Annotated in this window: 13 protein-coding genes; 7 read left to right on the top strand and 6 right to left on the bottom strand. The window is 70.9% G+C overall.

Annotated features, from left to right (window positions below; all coding sequences use genetic code 11):
• Positions 1-42: 42 nt before the first annotated feature.
• Positions 43-735 carry a TetR/AcrR family transcriptional regulator gene (locus tag HNR22_RS14400; protein WP_179780816.1) on the bottom strand — a complete coding sequence of 231 codons (693 nt, stop codon included), beginning with the start codon at positions 733-735 and terminating at the stop codon, positions 43-45.
• Positions 736-836: 101 nt separating this feature from the next.
• Here HNR22_RS14400 and HNR22_RS14395 point away from each other — a divergent pair, with 101 nt between their 5' ends.
• The 3 genes from HNR22_RS14395 (at position 837) to HNR22_RS14385 (ending at position 4,903) form a co-directional block, all read left to right on the top strand.
• Positions 837-1,955 (top strand): FAD-dependent oxidoreductase, encoded by a 1,119-nt coding sequence (locus tag HNR22_RS14395; protein ID WP_179780815.1) that lies wholly within the window; start codon positions 837-839, stop codon positions 1,953-1,955.
• 127 nt (positions 1,956-2,082) lie between these two features.
• Positions 2,083-2,748 carry a hypothetical protein gene (locus tag HNR22_RS14390; protein ID WP_179780814.1) on the top strand — a complete coding sequence of 222 codons (666 nt, stop codon included), beginning with the start codon at positions 2,083-2,085 and terminating at the stop codon, positions 2,746-2,748.
• On the top strand, positions 2,741-4,903 hold the full coding sequence (locus tag HNR22_RS14385) for a bifunctional polysaccharide deacetylase/glycosyltransferase family 2 protein (RefSeq protein WP_179780813.1): 2,163 nt from the start codon (positions 2,741-2,743) through the stop codon (positions 4,901-4,903). Before HNR22_RS14390 ends, HNR22_RS14385 begins: the two co-directional genes overlap by 8 nt.
• A gap of 73 nt (positions 4,904-4,976) precedes the next feature.
• On the opposite strand, the gene HNR22_RS14380 is transcribed toward HNR22_RS14385, so the two are convergent.
• Positions 4,977-5,156, bottom strand: a complete 180-nt coding sequence (locus HNR22_RS14380) for a DUF6104 family protein (protein ID WP_088949992.1) — start codon at positions 5,154-5,156, stop codon at positions 4,977-4,979.
• A gap of 120 nt (positions 5,157-5,276) precedes the next feature.
• Positions 5,277-9,035 (bottom strand): multifunctional oxoglutarate decarboxylase/oxoglutarate dehydrogenase thiamine pyrophosphate-binding subunit/dihydrolipoyllysine-residue succinyltransferase subunit, encoded by a 3,759-nt coding sequence (locus tag HNR22_RS14375; RefSeq protein ID WP_179780812.1) that lies wholly within the window; start codon positions 9,033-9,035, stop codon positions 5,277-5,279.
• Positions 9,036-9,315: 280 nt separating this feature from the next.
• Between HNR22_RS14375 and HNR22_RS14370 the strand changes: the two genes are divergently transcribed.
• Positions 9,316-9,654 carry a hypothetical protein gene (locus HNR22_RS14370; protein WP_179780811.1) on the top strand — a complete coding sequence of 113 codons (339 nt, stop codon included), beginning with the start codon at positions 9,316-9,318 and terminating at the stop codon, positions 9,652-9,654.
• The gene (locus HNR22_RS14365) at positions 9,651-10,046 is read left to right on the top strand and encodes a hypothetical protein (protein ID WP_179780810.1); all 396 of its coding nucleotides are present in this window, start codon (positions 9,651-9,653) and stop codon (positions 10,044-10,046) included. Before HNR22_RS14370 ends, HNR22_RS14365 begins: the two co-directional genes overlap by 4 nt.
• 58 nt (positions 10,047-10,104) lie before the next feature.
• Here HNR22_RS14365 and HNR22_RS14360 read toward each other — a convergent pair whose 3' ends face one another.
• The 3 genes from HNR22_RS14360 to HNR22_RS14350 all read right to left on the bottom strand — a co-directional run bounded on the left by HNR22_RS14360 (position 10,105) and on the right by HNR22_RS14350 (position 12,650).
• Positions 10,105-10,929 (bottom strand): ABC transporter permease subunit, encoded by an 825-nt coding sequence (locus HNR22_RS14360; protein WP_179780809.1) that lies wholly within the window; start codon positions 10,927-10,929, stop codon positions 10,105-10,107.
• The gene (locus tag HNR22_RS14355) at positions 10,926-11,861 is read right to left on the bottom strand and encodes an ABC transporter ATP-binding protein (protein ID WP_179780808.1); all 936 of its coding nucleotides are present in this window, start codon (positions 11,859-11,861) and stop codon (positions 10,926-10,928) included. The genes HNR22_RS14360 and HNR22_RS14355 overlap by 4 nt, the downstream gene beginning before the upstream one ends.
• Before the next feature lie 141 nt (positions 11,862-12,002).
• Positions 12,003-12,650: a hotdog family protein gene (locus HNR22_RS14350; RefSeq protein WP_179780807.1), complete on the bottom strand. Its 648-nt coding sequence runs from the start codon at positions 12,648-12,650 to the stop codon at positions 12,003-12,005.
• Between the two features lie 158 nt (positions 12,651-12,808).
• Between HNR22_RS14350 and HNR22_RS14345 the strand changes: the two genes are divergently transcribed.
• Positions 12,809-13,621 (top strand): GNAT family N-acetyltransferase, encoded by an 813-nt coding sequence (locus HNR22_RS14345; RefSeq protein ID WP_179780806.1) that lies wholly within the window; start codon positions 12,809-12,811, stop codon positions 13,619-13,621.
• Complete coding sequence (locus HNR22_RS14340) at positions 13,618-14,553, top strand: 1-acyl-sn-glycerol-3-phosphate acyltransferase (protein WP_179780805.1); 936 nt, start codon at positions 13,618-13,620, stop codon at positions 14,551-14,553. The genes HNR22_RS14345 and HNR22_RS14340 overlap by 4 nt, the downstream gene beginning before the upstream one ends.
• Positions 14,554-14,780 lie beyond the last annotated feature (227 nt).

Here is a 14,780-nt window from a genome sequence, read left to right as displayed (position 1 = left end):
CAGGCCCAATGGCCCCCGTCCACCGCCTGATCCGACAGGTGGTCATTTCTGCCGCAGGGCTGCGATGCCGGCCAGGAAGATGTCGATGCCGGCCAGGAACTGCTCACGGTCGTCATGTTCGCGTAGCTGCGTCACCGTCGCGTGCACGAACGGGTACCTGGCGGGGTCCAGTTGCGCCCACCGCGCGGCGGTGGTGTTGAGGAATGCCTCCCGGTCCGCGTCGCGGCCAATGAGGTGTCGGGCGTTCGCGGCGTTCTGTACGGCGACGCCGAGGACGTAGTTCAGGAGCGTTCCGGCCGCGTCGAAGCGCGCCCGCTCGGGGACGGCGAGCGCGTCCAGCAGCCTGCCGATGCTCTCGTAGAAGTCCAGCAGCGCGGGCCGCCACGGTTGCCGGGAGAGTTCCGCCCCGACCCAGGGGTGGGTGTGGATCGCGTCGAACAGGCCCTGGGCGAGGAGGCGCAGGGTGTCGCGGGGCCCTGCGGCGGTGGCCGTGCCGGACAGGACGCGGGTGATGACGTCGTCGGTGGCCGCCGCGAGCAGGTCGCCCTTGTCCGCGACGTGGTGGTAGATCGCGCCGTAGCCGGTCTTCAGGCGAACGGTGAGCGCACGCAGCGTCAGCGCGCTCTCGCCGTCGCTGTCCAGGATCTCGATCGCGGTCTGGATGATCAGCTCTCTGGACAGGCTGTCCGTGCGCCGCGGGGACTGCGCGGATCCGTTCGCCGCTCTCTTTGCCATGCCCCCAGTGTCGCACCTGTTGGATCGACGCTCCAACCCTGTGTTAACGTCGTTTGGAGCGGCGATCCAACAGGGTCGTCCATCAGATCCGGAGGACCACCATGACGACACCGCTCACGATCATCGGAGCAGGTCTGGGTGGCCTGGTGCTGGCCCGCGTGCTGCACGTACGCGGTGTCCCGTGCACGGTCTACGAGGCGGAGGCGTCCCCGGCGACGCGTGCCCAGGGCGGCCTGCTGGACATCCGCGACTACAACGGCCAGCCGGCGCTGGAGATGGCTGGCCTGACCGGGGAGTTCCGCAAAATCATCCTGGAGGGGCGTCAGGCGATGCGGATCCTGGACCGGCGCGGGACCCTCCTGCTCGACGTGCCCGACGACGGCACGGGTGGCAGCCCAGAGGTGCAGCGCGGTGAACTGCGGCAGATGTTGCTCGACTCGCTTCCCGCCGGCACCGTCCGCTGGGGCCACAAGGTCAGCGGCGTCCGCACCCTCGGCGAGGGCCGCCACGAGGTGTCCTTCGCCGACGGCACCGCCGTCGTCACGAACGTGCTGGTCGGCGCGGACGGCGCCTGGTCCCGGGTCCGACCGTTGCTCTCCGACGCGACACCCGAATACACCGGCTTCTCGTTCATCGAGACCCACCTGTTCGACGGGGACGCCCGGCACCCGACCAGCGCGGAAACCGTCGGCGGCGGAGCGATGATGGTGCTCGAGCCGGGCAAGGGAATCCTGGCCCATCGGGAGCGCGACGGGAACCTGCACACCTGGGTGATGCTCGCCAGGTCGCAGGACTGGTTCGCCGCCGTCGACTTCACCGACCCCGACGTCGCCACCGCTCGGATCGTGCAGGAGTTCGACGGCTGGGCGCCTGAGCTCACCGCTCTGGTCACCGACGGCGAGACCCCGCCGGTCCTGCGCCACATCTTCACCCTGCCCGCCGAGCACCGGTGGGACCGGACGCCCGGGGTGACCCTGCTCGGCGACGCCGCACACCTGGCGGCCCCCAACGGCGAAGGTGCCAACCTGGCCCTGTTGGACGGCGCAGAACTGGGCGAGGCCATCGCCGCGCACCCCGACGACGTGGAGACGGCGCTCGCCGAATACGAGCAGGCCATGTTCGTGCGTAGCGTCGGGGCGAACGCCGAGGGCCCCGACCTTGAGGACATGCTGGGCGACGGCACACCCCACAAGCTGATCAACGCCTTCATCGGCGGCTGACGCTGACTCGCCCGGCTGCCGGGCGGGGTGGTGGCGGCGACCCGTCGTGGCCCGAGGGTGCGGTCGGCGTCTCATTCAATGAGCCGTCGTCAGAGCTGAGAAAAATTCACGCTTAGACTCCCACCCCATGACCACCCGGGGCTTGAGCAGCGACGATACGCCGACCGGGAGGCTGACGCCGGCAGGCATGGCCGGCGGTTCCCGGGCCCGCCCGGCGGCACCGGTCGATGAGCCCACCATGGTGGTCGACCGCTCCGACGGCCCCACCGCGCTGATCGCCGCCGTGCCCCAGCCGCCTCCGGTCTTCGTCGACCCCAGCGGCCGACGCCGCTCCCGCCTGCGCTGGCTCGCGTACGTCGTCGGTCTGCTGGGCCTGACCTACACCGGGCTGGTGGCCGTCAGCTTCGCCGGCGGCATGGTTGAGCCGCACACGGTTCTCCCCTTCTTGAACGAGGTCGAGCAGTCTGAACGGCCCCAGTCGCCGCAGGCCGAGGCGATCAGCGCCATCCCCGAGCCGTCGACAGCCGTCCCCCGTACGCCGGTGGCCACTGTGGCACCCACCGTCGCTCCGGCTCCCCGTTCGCCTGTCCCCACACGGTCACCGAGCGCCACCCGCCCGGCGAGAAGTGACCCCGCCGGCGTGCCGACCTCGCCCAGCCCGGGGCGGACCACCTCGGCGGCCCCGACACCCGCCGACTCACCCTCGACCGAGGACCCGCCGCCCCCGCCCGAGGAAATCATCGACATCGAGCCCGGCGGTTCGCCCACCGACGGGCTCCCCGCTGATGGCTGAGCCGGCGATCACGGCCCGCCGCCGCCGGGCCGTACCGCCACCGCGTTGGGTGCTGCTCGTCATGCTGCTGGCGGTCCTGGCCGGCGTGCTCCTGGTCAACGCGTACGCCAACGCCTCCTTCACCCCGGACCACCAGCACAGCAACCAGGGGCAACGCGAGGTTCCCACCTCGGTGGTGAACGGGGGCCCGATCATCAGTGCCAACAGCGAGCAGGTCCGCTCATACCGCCTGCCGGACCGGACCATCGCGCTCACCTTCGACGACGGCCCCGACCCGGTCTGGACCCCCGAGGTTCTGCGCGTCCTGGACGCCCACCAGGTCAAGGGCACGTTCTTCGTGCTGGGTTCGCAGGTCGCCCGGCACCCCGACATGGCCCGCAACCTGGTCGAGGGCAGCCACGAGCTCGGCGTGCACACGTTCACCCACCCCGACCTCGCCGAGCTGTCCGGATGGCGGCGAGACCTGGAATACGCCCAGACCCAGCTCGCCCTCGCCGCCGTCACCGGCGTGCGCACCTCACTGGTCCGGTTTCCGTACTCCTCGCATGCCGACGCGATCGACGACCAGGACTGGCCGGTGCTGATCGCCGCCGGTGACCTCGGCTACCTGACGGTGCTCAACGACACCGACAGCCAGGACTGGGCGCTGCCCGGCGTCGACAGGATCATCGAGAACGCCACCCCGGACGGTGCCTCGGGCGCGATCACCCTCTGGCACGACGCCGGCGGTGACCGCGCACAGACCGTCGCCGCCCTCGACCGCTTCATCCCCATGATGAAGGAACGGGGATACCGCTTCGTCACCGCGACCGAGGGACTGAACCTCGCCTTCGCCGCCGCCGGTGTCGACCACCGGGCGGAATCCGGTGCGGCAGCCACCGCGGGGGACCGCTGGCGCGGCCGGATGCTGGTCTGGGCGGTACGGGGCGCCGACCACGTGCTGAGCGTGTTCGGGATCCTCTTCGTGCTCGTCGGGGTGCTCACGCTGGGGCGTACCGCCGTGCTGTTCCTGCTCGCCGGGCGACACGCCCGCCGCCGTCGGGCCAGGGACTGGACGTGGGGGCCGCCGGTCACCGCGCCGGTGTCGGTGATCGTCCCGGCGTACAACGAGAAGGAGGGGATCGCCGCAGCGGTCCGTTCACTCGCCGGCGGCGACTATTCCGGCGGAATCGAGGTGGTCGTCGTCGACGACGGCTCCACCGACGGGACCGCGGACATCGTCGACGCCCTCCGTCTGCCCAACGTCCGGGTGGTGCGCAAGCCCAACGGTGGCAAGCCCAGCGCGTTGAACACCGGCGTGGCGCTGGCCCGGCACGATCTGATCGTCATGGTCGACGGGGACACCGTCTTCGAACCCGACGCCGTCCGCCGGCTCGTGCAGCCCTTCGCCGACCCGCAGGTGGGCGCGGTGGCAGGCAACGTGAAGGTCGGCAACCGGCGCAGCCTGATCGCCAAGTGGCAGCACATCGAGTACGTCATCGGATTCAACCTGGACCGGCGCCTCTACGAGACGCTGCGCTGCATGCCGACGGTGCCCGGGGCGATCGGCGGCTTCCGGCGGCAGGCGCTGCGCTACGCCGGGGGAATGACCGATGACACCCTGGCCGAGGACACCGACGTCACCATGGCGCTCGGCCGGGCCGGCTGGAAGGTCGTCTACGAGGAGACGGCCCGCGCCTGGACCGAGGCGCCGACGAGCATCGGCCAGCTCTGGAAACAGCGCTACCGGTGGAGCTACGGCACCATGCAGGCGATGTGGAAGCACCGCCGCTCCGTGTTCGACAGGGGTGCGTCCGGCCGGTTCACCCGGCGTTGCCTGTTCTTCCTCAGCCTCTTCGGCGTGCTGTTGCCGCTGCTCGCGCCGGTGATCGACCTGCTGGCCCTGTACGGCCTCTTCTTCCTCGACCGGACCGCCACGGCATTGGCCTGGCTGGTCATGCTCGGCGTGCAGCTGGTCACCGCAGTGGTGGCGTTCCGGCTGGACCGGGAGAAGCTGGGCGTGCTGTGGGTGTTGCCGCTCCAGCAGTTCGTCTACCGGCAGTTGATGTATCTCGTGATGATCCAGGCCGTGGTCACCGCGTTGACCGGCGGCCGGTTGGGCTGGCAGAAACTGCGACGCACCGGCCTGGAACCGGTCGCCTCCCGGACCGGCTGACCGGCAGGCGCCGGTCAGCCGCCAGTCGCCCGTCAGATTCCCGGTCGGGCGGCGCTTCCCGGCAGCGGGTGGCTCAGTCCTCGTCGATGTCGTCGAGCCGGGCCAGCCAGGTGGCGAACCGCTCGATCGGCGTCTCGAAGTCGGGGTTGAGGTCGACGAAGTCGCGCAGCCGCTCGCCCAGCCACTCCAGGGTCACCTGCTCGTCGCCCCGGCGCTCGACCAGCTCCTCGATGCCACGGTCGGTGAAGTACATGGGTACGTCCTCGTGCTCGGCCCGGCGCGGGCCGGGCGGTCGGATGGGTGAAGGGACCGACGGAGCCGGGGCAGGGACCGTGGTGAACGGCCCTGCCCCGGCTCTCGCGGTGCGGTCAGGTCACGGGCGCGGGAGAGCCGCCTCGATCAGCGCGTTCTGCTCGACCTCGTGGGTCTTGGCCGAGCCGACCGCCGGGGCGGCCGCCGCCGGGCGGGAGATCCGCCGCAGCCGGACGTCCGTGAGGTGCTCCAGCAGGTTGAGCGCGACGAACGACCAGGCGCCCTGGTTGGCCGGCTCCTCCTGCACCCAGGCGAAGTCCTCCGCGTTCGGGAACTGCGCGAGGGCGGCCCGGATCTCCTCCACCGGCAGCGGGTAGAGCTGCTCGATCCGGAGGATCGCGGTGTCGGTGACGCCGCGCTCCTGCCGGGCCTGGAACAGGTCGTAGTAGACCTTGCCCGAGCAGAGCAGCACCCGCTTCACCGCTTCCGGTGCCGGGGCGGCCGTGTCGCGCAGCACCGGCTGGAAGGTGCCGGTGGTGAAGTCCTCCACCGACGAGACGCAGAGCTTGTGCCGCAGCAGCGACTTCGGCGTGAACACCACCAGCGGCTTGCGCTTGGGCGACAGGGCCTGGCGGCGCAGCAGGTGGAAGTAGTTCGCCGGAGTCGTCGGGATGGACACCCGCATGTTGTCCTCGGCGCACATCTGCAGGAACCGCTCCGGCCGGCCGGAGGTGTGGTCCGGGCCCTGGCCCTCGTGGCCGTGCGGCAGCAGCAGGGTGACGGCGGAGCGCTGGCCCCACTTCACCTCACCGGACGAGATGAACTCGTCGATCACCGACTGGGCGCCGTTGACGAAGTCACCGAACTGGGCCTCCCAGGCGACCAGCGCGTTGATGTTCTCCACCGAGTAGCCGTACTCGAAGCCCATCGCCGCGTACTCACTGAGCAGCGAGTCGTGCACGAAGAACCGGGAACGCTCGCCGTCGCCGGTGAGCGACTTGAGCGGCAGGTAGTCCTCGCCGGTGCGGGAGTCGACCACCGAGGCGTGCCGCTGGACGAACGTGCCACGGCGCGAGTCCTGGCCGGCCAGCCGGACCGTGACCCCGTCGTGCAACAGCGCACCGAGCGCGATGATCTCGCCGAAGCCCCAGTCGATGTTGCCCTCGACCGACATCTTGGCCCGCCGGTCCAGCAGCTGCTGGATCCGCTTGTGCGGGGTGAAGCCCTCCGGCAGGTTGATGTGCGCCTCGCCGACCGCCTTGACCACGGACGCGTCGGTGGCGGTGTCGACCTGCGGCTCCGGCTCCTCCTCGCGGCGCGGCCGGTTGAGCTGGCGCGGTGCCGACGCGGCGTCCCGGGTGGCCTTGAAGACCTTCTCCAGCTGTGCCTGGTAGTCGCGCAGCAGCTCTTCCGCGTCCTCCACGGTGATGTCGCCGCGACCGATCAGCTCCTCGGTGTAGAGCTTGCGGACCGAGCGCTTCGAGTCAATGATCTTGTACATCTGGGGGTTGGACATCGACGGGTCGTCGCCCTCGTTGTGCCCGCGCCGCCGGTAGCAGACCATGTCGATCACGACGTCCTTGTTGAACGTCTGCCGGTATTCGAAGGCCAGCCGGGCCACCCGGACCACGGCCTCCGGGTCGTCGCCGTTGACGTGGAAGATCGGCGCCTGGATCATCCGGGCCACGTCGGTGCTGTAGAGGCTGGACCGGCTGTATTCCGGGGCGGTGGTGAAGCCGACCTGGTTGTTGACCACCACGTGCACGGTGCCGCCGGTGCGGTAGCCGCGCAGCTGCGACAGGTTGAGCGTCTCGGCGACCACGCCCTGCCCCGCGAACGCGGCGTCACCGTGCACCGCCAGCGGCAGCACTGTGTAACCCTCGAGCTTGAGGTCGATCCGGTCCTGCTTGGCCCGGACGATGCCCTCCAGCACCGGGTCCACGGCCTCCAGGTGCGACGGGTTGGCCACCACCGACACCTTGACCGAGTGCTCGCCGTCGGGGGTGGTGAACTTGCCGTTCTGACCCAGGTGGTATTTCACGTCGCCGGAGCCCTGCGTCGAGCGCGGGTCCAGGTGGCCCTCGAACTCCGAAAAGATCTTCTCGTACGGCTTGCCGACGATGTTCGCCAGCACGTTGAGCCGACCCCGGTGGGCCATGCCGATGACGACCTCGTCCAGGCCGTTCTCGGCCGAGGACTCCAGCACCTCACCGAGCAGCGGGATGAGCGACTCGCCGCCCTCCAGCGAAAAGCGCTTCTGGCCGACGTACTTGGTCTGCAGGAAGGTCTCGAACGCCTCGGCGGCGTTCAGCCGGTTGAGCACGTGCTTCTGCTCGTCGGCGGCCGGCTTCTCGTACTTGCGCTCGATCCGCTCCTGAACCCAGCGACGCTCCTCCGGGTCCTGGATGTGCATGTACTCGATGCCGACCCGGCGGCAGTACGAGTCGCGCAGCACGCCGAGGATCTCGCGCAGCTTCATCCGCTGCCGGCCGGCGAAGCCGTTGACCGGGAACTCGCGGTCGAGGTCCCACAGGGTGAGCCCGTGCTGGAGGACATCCAGGTCGGGGTGCTTGCGGATCTTGAATTCCAGCGGGTCGGTGTCGGCCATCAGGTGACCGCGCACCCGGTACGCGTGGATCAGCTCGTGCACCCGGGCGGTCTTGTTGATCTGACCCTCGGAGTTGACCGCGACATCGCGCATCCAGCGCACCGGCTCGTACGGGATGCGCAGCGCGGTGAAGATCTGGTCGTAGAAGCCGTGCTCGCCCAGGATCAGCTCGTGCATCACCTTGAGGAACTCGCCGGACTGCGCGCCCTGGATGATCCGGTGGTCGTACGTGCTGGTCAACGTGATGATCTTGCTGACGGCCAGCTCGGCCAAAGTGGCCTCGGACATGCCCTGGTAGGGGGCCGGGTATTCCATCGCGCCGACACCGATGATCGCGCTCTGGCCCTGCATCAGCCGTGGCATCGAGTGCACGGTGCCGATGCCGCCCGGGTTGGTCAGCGAGATCGTGGTGCCGGAGTAGTCCTCCATGGTCAGCTCGTTGCGCCGCGCCCGTCGGACCACGTCCTCGTACGCCTGCCAGAACTGTCGGAAGTCCATCGTCTCGCAGCCCTTGATGGAGGGGACCACCAGGTTGCGGCTGCCGTCCGGCTTGGCCAGGTCGATCGCGATGCCGAGGTTGACGTGCGCCGGGCGGACCACCGCCGGCTTGCCGTTGGCCTCGGTGAAGGAGTTGTTCATCTCCGGGTGCTGGACCAGCGCCCGGACCATCGCGTAACCGACCAGGTGGGTGAAGCTGACCTTGCCACCGCGCCCCCGGGCGAGGTGGTTGTTGATCACGATGCGGTTGTCGACCAGCAACTTCGCCGGGACCGCGCGGACGCTGGTCGCGGTGGGCACGCTCAGCGAGGCGTCCATGTTCTGGACGATCTTCGCGGCGACGCCACGCAGCGGCGTGGTCTGCGGACCGTCAGCGGCCGGCGCAGCGGCCTTGGCGGCCGGCTTGGCCGGTGCGGCCTTCTCCGGCGCGGCCTTGGGCGTGGCCGGAGCGGCGGCGGGCTTGGCCGGTGCCGACTGCGCGGCGGCCGGCTTCGTGGCGGTCGCCGGCTTCGCCTTGGTGCTCGGCTGGCTCACCTCGGCGGCTGCCTCCGGCTGGCCGTCGGGCTCGGGAGCGGCGGCTGGCTTGTTCGACGACTCGGCGCCGCGCGGGGTGGCCGCTCCGGGCGCCGGGCGGTAGTCGGCGAAGAAGTCGTGCCAGGCCGAATCGACGCTCGTTGGGTCGGCGAGGTAACGCTGGTACATCTCCTCGACGATCCACTCATTCGGGCCGAAACCCGCTAGTGGGTTCTCCTGCGAAGTCTGCTGGGTCGACACGGCCGGTAATCGCCTCTTTCACGCGGGTTTGTGTGGCACGCGGTGTGTCCCTCGCGCCCGGTCAGGGGCACGGAGGGGACGACTCCCAGGCTACGCCGTACCGATCCCGCAGGCATTTCCGCCTCGGTCCCGTGGCCGGTTTCACAGAAGATGCCAGAAGTTCACCAACCGCTGCGGGGTCGGCCGCCAACTGCTAGGTGGGCCGCCGGGAGCGTAACGGCAGGCAACTGAGTACGGATGCAGATGTCTCCGTGCCGCGATTCCGGTGAGGATCCTTCGCATGGATCACAACGGGGTACGGGGGCGCTACGGCCGGAGTGTGGCGGTGGCGTCCGGTTGGTACGTGACGGTCGGTGCGGCAGTGGCGGTAGGCCTGGCGAGTGTGCCGAGCCCGCCGCCGACGGACTGCTCGGCCTGGTTCAGTTGCCTGTCGCCGGGGGAGTCTCTGGCTCTGGTCATGCTGGTGTGGGGTGGGCCGGTGCTGGCCGGGTTGCTCGTCGTGACGGCGCTGGTGGCCGCGCTGGTCGTCCGGCTGGTGCCCTCGGCGGTGCTCGCCGGCACCCTGTCCGCCCTGATCACCGTCACGATCTGCGCAGCCGTGTACGCGGGGCGCTCGTGAAGCGGCTCGGCCTCGGAGGGCTCTTCTTCGTCTGGTTGTACGGGGTGCCGTTCCTGCTCCTGGTGGGCCTGATCCGGCGCACCTCGAAGCCGTACGCGCCGACCCACGAGGCGGCGCAGGCGTTCGGCGCCGGCACCGACGCCGTGCTGATCGTCGCTCTCCTGCTCAACGCGCTGCCGATTGTCGGGCTGTGGCTGGCGGGCGAGGCGGACTGGCGCCGGCACTTTCGCTGGGCGGTCGGCGGGATGGTGGTGGTGTATCTGATGGTCGTTCTGGTCGGCCGGATGGCCACCGGTGTCCTGATCGGCCACACGCCCGCCGACGACGAGCCCGCTCCGGCGGTCACCCAGTGCATTCCGCGCAGCGGCGGCCGGGGCTGCCCTGGCGGGTGAGCCTGGCCGGCGTTCCGGGGTGACGGCGGCGTGTCGTCGCCACCCCGGACCGGTCGACTCAGGAGATGTCGCGGCGGCGCATCAGCAGCGTGCCGACCACGCCGGTGACCACCGCGTAGCCGATCAGCACGGCGGCGCCCGCCCAGCGCGGCGGGTTGCCGGGGATGTCCCCCCCGGTGACCATCAGCGACGAGGCCAGCGACGGCACCAGCAGCTGGAGGTTGTTGATCCAGTCGCCCCAGCGCGCGGCCAGGATGCTGATCACCACGATGGCGCCGATCGAGCCCCCCAGGTAGAGCAGGATGCCGGTCACGGTGGCACCGATCTGGCTGCGGATCAGCACGCCGATGCCGACGCCGAACACCGCCCAGAGCAGGTACGCGAGCAGGTTCAACCCGATCGCCCGCCAGGCCGCGTCGTTGCCCAGTTGCGAGCCCAGCCCGATCGCGTTCAACACCGCCGAGCCCGCGATCAGGTTGAACGCGGTGGTGACCAGCCAGAACAGCAGCGCCAGCACCCCGGCCGCGACGAGCTTGGCGCTCATCACCGCGGTGCGGTGCGGCTGGGTGAGGAAGGTGGTGGTGACCGTCTGGTGGAAGAACTCGCTGGTCACCACGATGATGCCGAGCAGCATCACGATGAGCAGCCCGAAGAACTGCCCGGTGGTGAACAGGTTCGACGAGAGCGCATCCGGGCTGGACGCGGCTGCCAGGGTGTCGACCTGGTCGGCCGGCACCTCGCCGAGGTCCCCACTGGTGAGGGTGTCGGCCTGCAACCAGTTGATCAGCAGGGTGAGCGCCCAGAGCGGCAGTGAGATGAGCGCGAAGACCCACCAGGTGTTGGTGGTACGGATCTTGAGCAGCTCGGATCGGACCAGATTCATCGGATGCCCGCCTTTCCGGCCGTCAGCTCCAGGAAGACCCGTTCCAGGTCGGGCCGTTCGGTGGTCAGTTCGTGCAGTTCCACACCGGCGGCCAGGGCGGCCCGACCGATCGTCGGGGCGTCCACCCCGGCGACCAGCAGCGTGCCGTGCTCGTCGGTGTCGACGGTCGCCGACTGCGCCTTCAGCGCGGCGGTCAACGCCTCGGCCTGCGGGGTGCGGACCCGGACCACGGCGCCCTGCGCCATCGACCCGAGGACCTGGTCGACCGGCCCCTGCCGGACGAGCTGACCGGCCGCGATGATCACCACGTCGTCGGCGAGCAACTGCATCTCCGACAACAGGTGGCTGGAGACCAGCACGGTCCGGCCCTCGTGGGCCAGGTTCTTGAGGAACCCGCGCATCCACCGGATGCCCTCCGGGTCGAGCCCGTTGGCCGGCTCGTCCAGGATCAGCACCCGGGGGTCACCGAGCATCGCCGCGGCGATGCCGAGCCGCTGCTTCATGCCCAGCGAGTAACCCTTGAACTTGCGCTTCGCCGCCGGGCTCAACCCGACCAGGGCCAACACCTCGTCGGCCCGCTGCTTCGGCAGCCCGGCCGCCGCGCAGATCACCCGCAGGTGGTTGATGCCGGTACGGCCCTTGTGCGCGCTGGAGGCCTCCAGCACCGCGCCGACCTGCCGCAGCGGGTCGGCGAGGTCGGCGTACCGGTGACCGCTGATGGTGGCCGTGCCAGCGGTCGGCGTGACCAGATTCAGCAGCATGCGCAGCGTGGTGGTCTTGCCTGCGCCGTTCGGGCCGAGGAAGCCGGTCACCCGCCCCGGCGCCACGGTGAAGGACAGGTTGTTCACCGCCCGGACGTTCTTGTACTGCTTCGTCAGACCGGACACCACGATCTGACCGTCGCTGGTGGGGCTTCTCTGCCCGTCAGACATCGTTCTCCTCCCGTGTGTGGCGTCGAGGTACGCCGTGGCACAGCGTGACGGCCCGTGGCAACAAGGTCAATCAGGCGCGGTCGCTACGTTCTGGTCCGCCGTGGGGAGGAGGCGACTCATCCCTGGGGACTACGGCGGAGGTCAGCACGCGATCCAGGTCGCCCGGGCCGCGCCCAGCAGCGCGCCGTCCGGGCCGTACAGGCTGGTCCGCACGAGCGCCTTGCGTCCGTCGACGCCGAGCAGCTCTCCGGTCACCACGCACTCGTCGCCCGGCCCGGGCAGCACCGTGACCACGGCGGCGATCCGGCCCAACAGGTACGGGCGACCGGGCGCGAGCACCGCCCAACCGCCGGGGCAGTCCAGCGCCGCCCAGACCGTGGCCTCGCTGACCTGCTCGGGTGCCCGGAACGGCGCCGCGGTCCGCCCATCGGGCAGCCGGCCAGGAAAGATCCGCAACCCGTCCGCCCGCTGCGGCCCACAGACGTAACAACCGGGGAACGGATGCTCGACCAGGCCGGGGAAGTGGGCCGCCGCGGCCGCAGCCGTGGCCAGGTCCACCGGGGGTACGACGGCATCGACGACCGCGGCCGGGCGCACCTCGGCCACCAGTTCGCCGGACGGGTCACGGACCGCACCGTCGACCAGCGTCAACTCGGTCTCCAGCGGTGGTGGCCGGCGCAGCGTCACCTCGACCGGTTCGCTGCCGCCGGCCTCGGTGGCGAACACTCCCGCGCTCCAGCCGCCGTTGCCGGAACCGGGGGGCCCGTTGTAGCGGGACTCGATGCGCATCGTCGACCTCCGGTGGGCGTACCGGCGCCTTCGCCGGCCTGCCCGGGCAGCCTCGCATGGTCTTCGCGGGGTGCCGCCAGCGGTCTCGCCTGCCGGCGTTCACCCGATCGACACCGGTGGTCCCCATGGATGGCAACCCGGGCACCTACACAGATCCCATGGCCGTTCTGCATGCCGCTGGCACATCCCTGAAGACCAGCGGATACACCCTGCTGATCGCCGACGACCCCACCCAGGTCGCGGCCGCGCAACGCCTGCGCCACGAGGTGTTCGCCACCGAGCTCGGCGCCACCCTCCTTCCCGGCGAGGCCGGGTTGGACGTGGACCCCTTCGACGCGTACTGCGACCACCTGATCGTCCGAGAGGACAGCACCGGCGAGGTGGTCGGCACCTACCGGCTGCTACCGCCCGGACGCACCGACCAGCGGTACGCCGAGGACGAGTTCGACCTCTCCGCGCTCGACCCGCTCCGCGACGACCTCGTCGAGGCGGGCCGGTCGTGCGTGCACCCGGACCACCGCTCGGGTGCGGTGATCAACCTGATGTGGGCCGGCATCACCCGGTACCTGCACCTGCGTGGCTCCCGCTGGCTCGGTGGCTGTGCCTCGGTGCCGGTGGCCGACGGTGGGCGGACGGTCGCCGAGGTGTGGAGCCAGGCCCAGGCCCGGCACCTGTCGCCGCCGCCGCTGCGGGTCCGCCCACGGCGACCCTGGTTCGCCGAGTCGGCCGCGGCTCGCGGCCCGGCCGCCGCCGCGCCGGTGGCCGCCGCCGCGCCGGTGGCCTCCGCCGGACCGGCGGGGCGCGTCGTGGTGCCACCGCTGCTGCGGGGCTACCTGCGGCTCGGCGCATGGATCTGCGGCGAGCCGTCGTACGACAGCGACTTCGGGTGCGCGGACTTCTACGTGCTCTTCTCCCTGGATCGGATGAACCCGCGCTACCTGCGCCACTTCCTGGGCGGGGAGCAGCGGTGATCACCGGGGCGCACGACCTGTGGCGGCCCTCCTCGGGCTGTGACGACGACTGCCTGCCGGCGGCCGGCGAGGTGCCCACGGTGCCGGTGGCCCGCCGGGTGCTGCGGTTGGTCGCCGCGACCGGAATGCTGGTCGCCGGGGTCGGCCTGGTGCTGCTGCTGCCCGTGCTGCCGACCCGGGAGCGGCAGGCGGCGGTGCGCGGCTGGGCCCGGGCGACCACGCGGGCGTTCGGCGTCCGGCTGGTGATCCGGGGCCGGCTGCCCCGGCGGCGGGCGCTGCTGGTCGCCAACCACGTCTCCTGGCTGGACATCCTCGCGGTGCTGGCGGTCGCGCCCACCCGGATGGTCGCGAAGCGCGAGATCCGCTCCTGGCCGGTGGTCGGTCTGCTGGCCGCGGCGGCGGGCACGGTCTTCGTGGACCGGTCCCGGCCGCGGGCACTGCCGACGAGCGTCGGCCGGGTCGCCGAGACGCTGCGCGCCGGCCGGTCGGTGGCGGTCTTTCCGGAGGGTACGACCTGGTGCGCTGGTGACGGCACTGCCGACTGCCGCCCGGGCGGCGGTTTCCGGCCGGCGATGTTCCAGGCGGCCATCGACGCGGGCAGCCCGGTGGTGCCGCTGCGTCTCACCTACCGCTGCGAGGCCATCGGCTCCACCACCACGGCAACGGCTTTCCTCGGTGCGGACACCCTGCTGCGCTCGGTGGCCCGGGTGGTCGCGGCGCGGGACATCGTGGTGACGGTGACGATCGCCGCCGCGCTGCACCCGGCCCGTGCTGCCGACCGGCGGTTGCTGGCGAGGGCGGCCGAGTCGGCCGTACACCTGCTGCCGGCAGGCGGCGTGGCGCGGACCCGGCTGCGTCCGGTGCCCACAGTGACCCCGGCGGTCGCCGTCCCGACGCCCGTCTCCGGCCGCAACCTGGACCTGGCGGCCTGAGGCCGCCCTGCCCTCCGCCCCCGCCCGCCCTGCCCTCCGCCCCGCCCGCAGGATTACCGACCAAGATCCGCGCAACATCGGGGAAATTGCTGCCTCCCGCGCGCCTGACGCAGCAATATCCGGGAAGTTGCGCGGATCTTGGGGCGCGGATCTTGCGGCGCGGTGGCCGACAGCTCGCGACCTGTCTTGTGCTATCGCGATGTATCGCGTTACTGTCCTCCTTGTCA

The sequence above is a fragment of the Micromonospora jinlongensis genome (assembly GCF_013410645.1).
GTDB classification, from domain to species: domain Bacteria; phylum Actinomycetota; class Actinomycetes; order Mycobacteriales; family Micromonosporaceae; genus Micromonospora; species Micromonospora zamorensis.
The sequence above is the reverse complement of the archived record's forward strand: the minus strand, read 5'-3'. Positions and strand labels throughout refer to the sequence as shown.

Coding starts and splice junctions, on each gene's coding strand:
- HNR22_RS14395 (WP_179780815.1), top strand. CDS start 837: ATGACGACACCGCTCACGATCATCGGAGCAGGTCTGGGTGGCCTGGTG.
- HNR22_RS14350 (WP_179780807.1), bottom strand. CDS start 12,650: ATGCGCATCGAGTCCCGCTACAACGGGCCCCCCGGTTCCGGCAACGGC.
- HNR22_RS14370 (WP_179780811.1), top strand. CDS start 9,316: ATGGATCACAACGGGGTACGGGGGCGCTACGGCCGGAGTGTGGCGGTG.
- HNR22_RS14355 (WP_179780808.1), bottom strand. CDS start 11,861: ATGTCTGACGGGCAGAGAAGCCCCACCAGCGACGGTCAGATCGTGGTG.
- HNR22_RS14360 (WP_179780809.1), bottom strand. CDS start 10,929: ATGAATCTGGTCCGATCCGAGCTGCTCAAGATCCGTACCACCAACACC.
- HNR22_RS14390 (WP_179780814.1), top strand. CDS start 2,083: ATGACCACCCGGGGCTTGAGCAGCGACGATACGCCGACCGGGAGGCTG.
- HNR22_RS14380 (WP_088949992.1), bottom strand. CDS start 5,156: ATGTACTTCACCGACCGTGGCATCGAGGAGCTGGTCGAGCGCCGGGGC.
- HNR22_RS14400 (WP_179780816.1), bottom strand. CDS start 735: ATGGCAAAGAGAGCGGCGAACGGATCCGCGCAGTCCCCGCGGCGCACG.
- HNR22_RS14385 (WP_179780813.1), top strand. CDS start 2,741: ATGGCTGAGCCGGCGATCACGGCCCGCCGCCGCCGGGCCGTACCGCCA.
- HNR22_RS14345 (WP_179780806.1), top strand. CDS start 12,809: ATGGCCGTTCTGCATGCCGCTGGCACATCCCTGAAGACCAGCGGATAC.